This is a genomic window from Myxococcus sp. CA023, assembly GCF_010998615.1.
Lineage (GTDB): Bacteria > Myxococcota > Myxococcia > Myxococcales > Myxococcaceae > Myxococcus.
Genome location: NZ_JAAEAH010000039.1, coordinates 78,767 through 85,214 on the forward strand (window position 1 = coordinate 78,767; position 6,448 = coordinate 85,214).

The 6,448-nt window shown below is 68.3% G+C and carries 8 protein-coding genes; 1 reads left to right on the forward strand and 7 read right to left on the reverse strand.

Annotation, left to right across the window (positions count from 1 at the left end; all coding sequences use genetic code 11):
- Positions 1 to 10: 10 nt before the first annotated feature.
- Positions 11 to 544, forward strand: a complete 534-nt coding sequence (locus F8M74_RS18605; RefSeq protein ID WP_141254818.1) for an O-acetyl-ADP-ribose deacetylase — start codon at positions 11 to 13, stop codon at positions 542 to 544.
- Here F8M74_RS18605 and F8M74_RS18610 read toward each other — a convergent pair.
- The 7 genes from F8M74_RS18610 to F8M74_RS18635 form a co-directional block, all read right to left on the reverse strand.
- Positions 514 to 1,218, reverse strand: a complete 705-nt coding sequence (locus F8M74_RS18610) for a lysoplasmalogenase (protein WP_216619690.1) — start codon at positions 1,216 to 1,218, stop codon at positions 514 to 516. The genes F8M74_RS18605 and F8M74_RS18610 overlap by 31 nt on opposite strands.
- A gap of 36 nt (positions 1,219 to 1,254) precedes the next feature.
- A complete protein-coding gene (locus F8M74_RS37885) occupies positions 1,255 to 1,467 on the reverse strand; it encodes a hypothetical protein (protein WP_163973542.1) in 213 nt (70 codons plus the stop codon).
- A 60-nt stretch (positions 1,468 to 1,527) separates the two neighbouring features.
- Positions 1,528 to 2,484, reverse strand: a complete 957-nt coding sequence (locus F8M74_RS18615; protein WP_141254819.1) for an alpha/beta fold hydrolase — start codon at positions 2,482 to 2,484, stop codon at positions 1,528 to 1,530.
- A gap of 54 nt (positions 2,485 to 2,538) precedes the next feature.
- Entirely contained in the window at positions 2,539 to 2,994 is a 456-nt protein-coding gene (locus tag F8M74_RS18620) for an Rrf2 family transcriptional regulator (protein WP_141254820.1), read from the reverse strand.
- Between the two features lie 76 nt (positions 2,995 to 3,070).
- Positions 3,071 to 3,616: a hypothetical protein gene (locus tag F8M74_RS18625; RefSeq protein WP_141254821.1), complete on the reverse strand. Its 546-nt coding sequence runs from the start codon at positions 3,614 to 3,616 to the stop codon at positions 3,071 to 3,073.
- 53 nt (positions 3,617 to 3,669) lie between these two features.
- Positions 3,670 to 4,605 (reverse strand): hypothetical protein, encoded by a 936-nt coding sequence (locus F8M74_RS18630; RefSeq protein WP_171410106.1) that lies wholly within the window; start codon positions 4,603 to 4,605, stop codon positions 3,670 to 3,672.
- Between the two features lie 351 nt (positions 4,606 to 4,956).
- A partial coding sequence (locus tag F8M74_RS18635) for a dolichyl-phosphate-mannose--protein mannosyltransferase (RefSeq protein ID WP_141616984.1) occupies positions 4,957 to 6,448 on the reverse strand: 1,492 nt, incomplete at its 5' end.

The window sequence follows — 6,448 nt, forward strand, 5'->3', positions numbered from 1 at the left end:
AGGGGATGACATGAGCGATGAGCGATTGGTGCTGATGCGGGGAGACATCACCCAGGTCCAAGCGGATGCGATTGTGAACGCAGCCAACTCCGCACTGCTGGGAGGCGGAGGCGTCGACGGGGCCATCCACCGCGCGGCGGGCCCCGGGCTTCTGGCCGAATGCCGAACCCTGGGCCGTTGCCCTCCGGGAGAAGCTCGCATCACCGGAGGCCATGCCCTTCCCGCCAAGCATGTCATCCATGCCGTGGGGCCCGTGTGGCAAGGAGGAAGCAGCGGAGAGGAGACCGTGCTCGCGCGCTGCTACCGGCGGGCCTTCTCCCTGATGGAACAGCACGGCCTTGGCACCGTCGCCTTCCCGTCCATCTCCACGGGCGCCTATGGGTACCCCATCGAGCGGGCGGCGCGAATCGCCTTGCGCGAGATTCTGGCCGCGCTACAGCGAATGCCGGCCCTCCAGCGCGTCACCGTGGTGCTGTTCAGCGACAGGGACCTCGACGTGTACCAACGCGCACGTCAGGCGCTGGAGCCCACCCCTCCGGCCTGAAGGGCTCGCGACGCGCCAGACTGGCGGGGCTCGCGTGCGGATACGGCGATGCACCACTGCGCGGCCCAGTAACACAGCATGATGGCGTAGCCGGAGCCCGGCAGCGGGCGTACGAAGAGCTTGAGCGCCAGCAGTCCATCACTGACTGCGAACAGCAGGGCCCCCGCGAGCGCGAACCCCTGCGCGCGACGCGAAAGCCCCGGGCTCCCCAGCATGGCCCACGCACGCCATGTCATCGCACAGATGACGGCAACGTAGGCCGTCACCGGGAGCGCCATCTCGCCCAGGTGAGGCCAGAGAAAGACGCTGGCCCCCACCGCCAGGAACACGAAGGGCAGCGCCCTGCCCCACCGCGGCTGGCGCGACACCGTGACGTACGCGGCGACGTAGCTCACGTGCGCCAGCAGGAAGGCCCCCAGGCCTGGGAGGAACAGCCCTGGCCCCACGTCCAGCAGCACGTCTCCCAGCAGCGACAGCGCCAGGCCAGCGAATATCCACCGCCCGTAGCGTCCGAGCGGCGGCCACTGCCACAGGAGCAGACAGAGCATGGGCAGCGCCTTCGCGGCCACCCGGACGTCCGCACGGACCACGTCCAGCGCGAGGAGGTACCCCACCGCCCCCGCGACACCCACCGCCGCGAGGAATTTCGTCGCACTGCCAGACGCGCTGCGCATGGGCGGCACCATACTCCGGCCGCCCGGCTGTGACGCTCAGGGACGCGGCGACTCCAGAATCTCCACGTTGGCAATCCAGTTGCGCTTCCGGCGCGCGAGCCGCGTCGCGGCATCCTCGTTGTCGAAGCTGCCCGAGCTGCAGCGAATCCGCACCGGGTCGATACCCTCGAACGCCGTGAAGGACAGATTCCCGCAGTGGCACTTCCCTGGAATCACAATGAGCGCGATCTCCGTTGCATCGACGCTCACCTCTACTTCAACCACAGTCGAGCCGCCCTCCAAGCAGCACACCTTCGGAGGGCGCGCGGCTCAGGCCGACAGCTTCTTCAGGAAGGTCAGCAGCGCGGCATTTACCTCGGCGGAGCGCTCCTGCTGAACCCAATGCCCCGCGCCGGGAACGACGTGGATATCGGCCAGATTCGGCACCAGGGCCTTCATGGCGTCGACGGGCGAGAAGGCACGCACCGGGTCCTTCTCTCCCACGATGTAGAGCGCCGGCTGCGGGAGGGTCGCCGTCGCCAGCTCAGGCAGTTCGTGCCAGTCCCGGTCCATGTTGCGGTAGCGATTGAGCCCGCCCCGGAATCCACTGCCGGCGAGCTCCTTCGCGAAGTACGCGACGTCCGACTCGGTGAGCCAGTCAGGCAACGTCTCCGGCACGTCGAGCCCCGCGAGGAAGCCTTCCCCCTTCTTCTTCGCCAGCACGGTGGTATTCGTCACATCGAAGCCGGGGGTGCCCGTGAGAATCGCCCGGACCGTTCTCGGGACGTCCGCCTCGAGCTCGGCCTCGGCCACACCGGGCTCCTGGAAGTAGAGGATGTAGAACCACTTCTCCCTGAACATGTGCTGGAACAGTTGCATCGGCGGCATGGGCGCGCGCCCCAGATGGGGAACGCTCATTCCCACCACCGCGCGGAACCGGTCGGGATGCAGGGCGGCACAGTTCCAGGCAATCGCCGAGCCCCAGTCGTGGCCGATCACGATGGCCGTCTTCTCCCCCAGCGCGTCCAGCAGGCCGACCGCATCACCCACCAGTTGCTTCATGCTGTACGCCTCGATGGCCTCCGGCTTGTCGCTCTGGCCGTAGCCACGGACGTCTGGAGCCACCACGTGGTACCCCGCCGCCGCCAGCACCGGAAGCTGATGACGCCACGAGTACCAGGACTCCGGCCAGCCATGCAGGAGCAACACGAGCGGTCCCGAACCCGCCTCCGCGATGTGCAGGTTGATGCCATTCGTCTTGACGGTTCGATGCGTGATGTCAGCCATGGGTGTACTCCAGAGGTGACGGTACGGTGGGGGCGCACAACAGCGCCAGGCGCGTCAGGCATGAGGCTTGATGCGCCGCTTCGCGGCACGAGCGTGACGGCGGCGAACGCCGCGTCCCAGGTCCGCCACGGACGTGCTTCGAAGGTGTTGCATGAGCAGCGCCGCGGCCTGGTCCAGCGCCTTTCCCAGCGCATCATTGACGGCCTGCTCCACGAGACAGCCCGGACTTTCATCATGGGGGCCGATACTGAAGAGCGTCTGTGTTCCGAGCGCTTCGTACACGTCCCCCAGCGTCACGGTGTCGAGCGTACGCGCCAGCGACCACCCTCCCCCGTGCCCCTTCACCGAGGTGAGGATGCCTGCCTCCCGAAGTCCGGCCATGGTCCGCCGGACCACCACGGGATTGGCCTTCAGCTGCCGCCCCATCGCCTCTGACGTCACCACGGGGCCCATGTCCTCCATGTGGAGGAGGACATGCAAGGCGACGGAGAGCCGACTGTCGCGTCTCATGCCACTTCATATGTGGCGTGAGACGCGGCCAGTCAAGCGATTCGGCAGGTGGGGTGGCTGGGTGGGGTGTCGTGACTCAGTAGTTGACCACGCCGTTCGGGAGCAGCAGGCGGTGGCTCCCCATGTCAACGATGGAGCGAGCCACGTCGAGCTGCACCACCGCGCGGCCACGTAGCGCCAGTTCGTGCACGGGCGCCTCGAAGGTGACCGGGGCGACGCTGGCATCGACGAAGCCAGAGCCGTCCGCCCGGGCATAGCCGCCGAGCCCCTCCATCTGGAACGTCACGCGGACGCGCTCCACGCCTTCCGGCACGTAGAAGTAGGCCACCAGGTGCGCGTGGTCGGCCTGGGCCACATCCACGCTGTCTTTCGCCAACTCCACCTTGAGCGGGGCCCCGTCCGCGGTGACGCGAACCGCACCGATGGGGAGCTCCAGCTTGTCGTAGCCTTCCGCCGCCGAGCCGCGGAGCCGCAGCTCGAAGCGCTGCCCGTCCTCCGTCTGGACCGGACCGGACGGAGCGGGTGGCTCGCCCTGGACGGAGTCGAGCCGATCACTGCCCCCACCGCAGGCCGTCAGGGCGAGGGCCGCGCAAACACACGTGGACAACATGGTTTTCTTCATGGCGTGTCTTTCCTTGAGATTTGAAGGGTGTCTTGGATTGAGTTGGGAACGGCTCAGGGCGAGCAGCTCTGGCCGGAGTTGGAGGTCGGGTCGACGGCGAGCGCCTCCGCGGCCTGGGGCGTCGACGGACCGGGGATGAAGCCGGGCGGGAGCGGGAGCGAGTCGCAACCGTTGTTGAAGGCGTCCACGGGGTCGATGAGGCCCGAGATGACATCGCACTGGGTGGTGTTCAGGGCGGCAACCGCATCCGTGAGAAGCGACGCCGGGTCGGGCGTCGCGCCGAACAGGCGCTGGTTGCAGATGCCCACCAGCGTCTGGCGCGCGAGCAGGAAGCGGAGCCGGTCCAGCTGGCTGCGCATCCCTCCCGCCGGGTACGTGGCCGGGCTGCCCCACAGGATGCCTTCCGCGGCGGGCAGCGTGGAGATGGTCCCGATGGCGCCCAGGTTGATGGGCCCCTGCACCAGGCACTGCGTGAGCGTCAGGATGCGGTTCTTGTAGAAACCGAGCGTCCGCGTCGGGCCGGTGCACTCGACGGGAGGCGGCTCTTCCCGCTCGCACGTCAGGCGCGCCGAACACATGGCCGAGCCCAGGTCGAACGTCACCCTGAACGTGTTGTCGATGTGATTGTCCGCCACGCCATCCTGCCCGGCAATGGTCACGCACTCGTCAAAGCTGCCGATTTTCAGCTCGAAGTTCGACGTCAGTGAGTCGTTGACGGGAATGCTCACCGGCGGCGGCGGCGTGAACGTGAAACCCTCGCCCGACAGCACGTCATCGGTCGCCGTCAACAAGATGGACGGCAACGTCGGATGGACGTTGGTGACCTTGAAGCTGTAGTTCGCGGTGAAGGGATAATCGTCCGCCACCACCACCGACTGGCCATTGACCTTCTTTTCGCAAATCAGGTCGTGGGCATTCGCGACTCCGCTCCCGCCGACGACCACTGCACATGCCGCTGCAACCCACTGCTGCTTCAGCTTCATCCGCATTGTTCCGACCTCGTTCATGAGCACCAGGCTCGGACGCGGCGGATTTCACCGTTTGTGCCACGTCTGGGAAGACGCGGGGCGACAAGCCCCTGACACAAGGATTCCCCATGGGAGGTAGGTGTTACGCCCTTCCTCCCGTCGAGTGGAAAATCACATCCCACAGTGGGGACTGCGCCGGTGGGCATGAAGCAACATCAGGGCTCTGCGAGGAGGGTAATTACCCCACCCGCGACCGACCGCACGCCCTGTTGACCTGGGCAAACGCTTCCCATGTCCCGCGAGATGCCTCGGCAGTGAAGTTCCCTGCACCCGACAGGCATTGGCCCCACGGGGCGTTGCGACGCTTTTTCCTCAGGCGCCCGGGCGGGAGAACGTCACCCGCTGGCCGTTGGCGCCCAGCTCCAGACGCGTCACGTCGGCGCTGGGGGGCCCCAGCACGGGCACGATGAACCAACTGGCGCGCCGCAAAGTGGCGGCCTTTCGCAGCGCGGCGCCGGGCTCCAGCATGCGCTCCACGCTTCCGTCCGGCCCGTGGAAGACGACGCGCAGCGCGCGAGGCGCACCATGGGCGCGGACGTAGAAGGCATACCGGTCCCGGCCCCCACCCGCATGGCCCGCCGCGACGCCCAGCACCTCCATGTCCTTCTCACGGAAGGCCAGCGGCATGACCCCATCAGGCAGTGGTGCGGGTTCGGACCGGGGCGCTTCCAGGTCATAGGCTCGCAGCGCGGCATCCGGAGGCACACCGGGGACAGGGGCGTAGCGCTCCGCGAGCGGCGAGACGAGGTAGGGATGATAGCCGTGCTTGCGAGCACTCACGATGTCGGGCGGCCGCCGGTACGCCATGCGGTTGCTCCAGAACATGAGGCTCAGGTACTCCATGGAGTTGGGCACGTCCGAGTCCTGCGCGAGGAAGAGGACACTGCGCTCCGGCGTCTGCTGTTCGAGCGCGCGCCCCACCTCGCGGGAGTAGGTGACGTACAGGTCATCCAGATGCCTGGCCTGGTAATCTGCCTTCGCCACCGGAAAGGTGACGACCAGCAGCCACGCGAGCACGCCCGAGGCCAGGAGCCCCAGCCCCAGGGGCGCCCAGGACAGCTTCCGCGGCAGGCGCCAGCACACGAGCGCGACGAGCAGCGCCGCCGCGGCGGCCACGACCAGTCCCTCGGCGAGCCCGGGCCGGGCGCGCGTCTGCACCAGCACCGTGGGGAGCACTGCGCGGACATCACCGAGCACCGGCAGGTGCTTGACGAACCACGGTGTGGCGACCGCCGCCAGGAGCGCCGCCGCGAGCGCGGGGTGGCGTCTGGCATCCGCGCCCGCGATGGCCAACGCGGCCAGGACGGCGGGCACCGCGCCCCAGGCAATGGCGGGAACTTTCACCACGCTCAGTGACAACACGAGCCAGGTGGCCCCCACCCACAATGCGAGCCCCACCACCTCCAGTTCCCGCCCGCGCACCGCGCGCACCAGCAGCCACACGAAGGCGAGCAGCGGCAACACCGCGGGCAGCGGCGCCAGGCTCTGGGTGTTGACCTCATTCAGGAGGGCATCCACCGGCCGGTGCCAGGGCCCCACGTCCACCGTCGGGTCGGCGAAGAGGTGGGCGCGCGTCACCCGCGCCTCCAAGTCATGCAGCTCCGGCCAGCGCCATGCGGAGTAGAAGCTCCACGGCGCGGCCAGGAGCACGGCCATGCCCACCATGGCCACCACCGTGCTGAACCTCGGCCCCGGACAGAAGCGCAGCCGGCCGAGCGCCCACAGCGTCGCCGCGATGCCCAGGGGTGTGAGCGCGAGCCCCGTCTTGCAAAGGAAGCCCAGCCCCACGGCCGCCCCTGCCGCC

What these genes read in the sequence shown, in the direction of transcription:
- F8M74_RS18630 (WP_171410106.1), bottom strand. Translation starts at nt 4,605, where the DNA reads ATGCGGATGAAGCTGAAGCAGCAGTGGGTTGCAGCGGCATGTGCAGTG.
- F8M74_RS18610 (WP_216619690.1), bottom strand. Translation starts at nt 1,218, where the DNA reads ATGCGCAGCGCGTCTGGCAGTGCGACGAAATTCCTCGCGGCGGTGGGT.
- F8M74_RS18605 (WP_141254818.1), top strand. Translation starts at nt 11, where the DNA reads ATGAGCGATGAGCGATTGGTGCTGATGCGGGGAGACATCACCCAGGTC.
- F8M74_RS18615 (WP_141254819.1), bottom strand. Translation starts at nt 2,484, where the DNA reads ATGGCTGACATCACGCATCGAACCGTCAAGACGAATGGCATCAACCTG.
- F8M74_RS18620 (WP_141254820.1), bottom strand. Translation starts at nt 2,994, where the DNA reads ATGAGACGCGACAGTCGGCTCTCCGTCGCCTTGCATGTCCTCCTCCAC.
- F8M74_RS18625 (WP_141254821.1), bottom strand. Translation starts at nt 3,616, where the DNA reads ATGAAGAAAACCATGTTGTCCACGTGTGTTTGCGCGGCCCTCGCCCTG.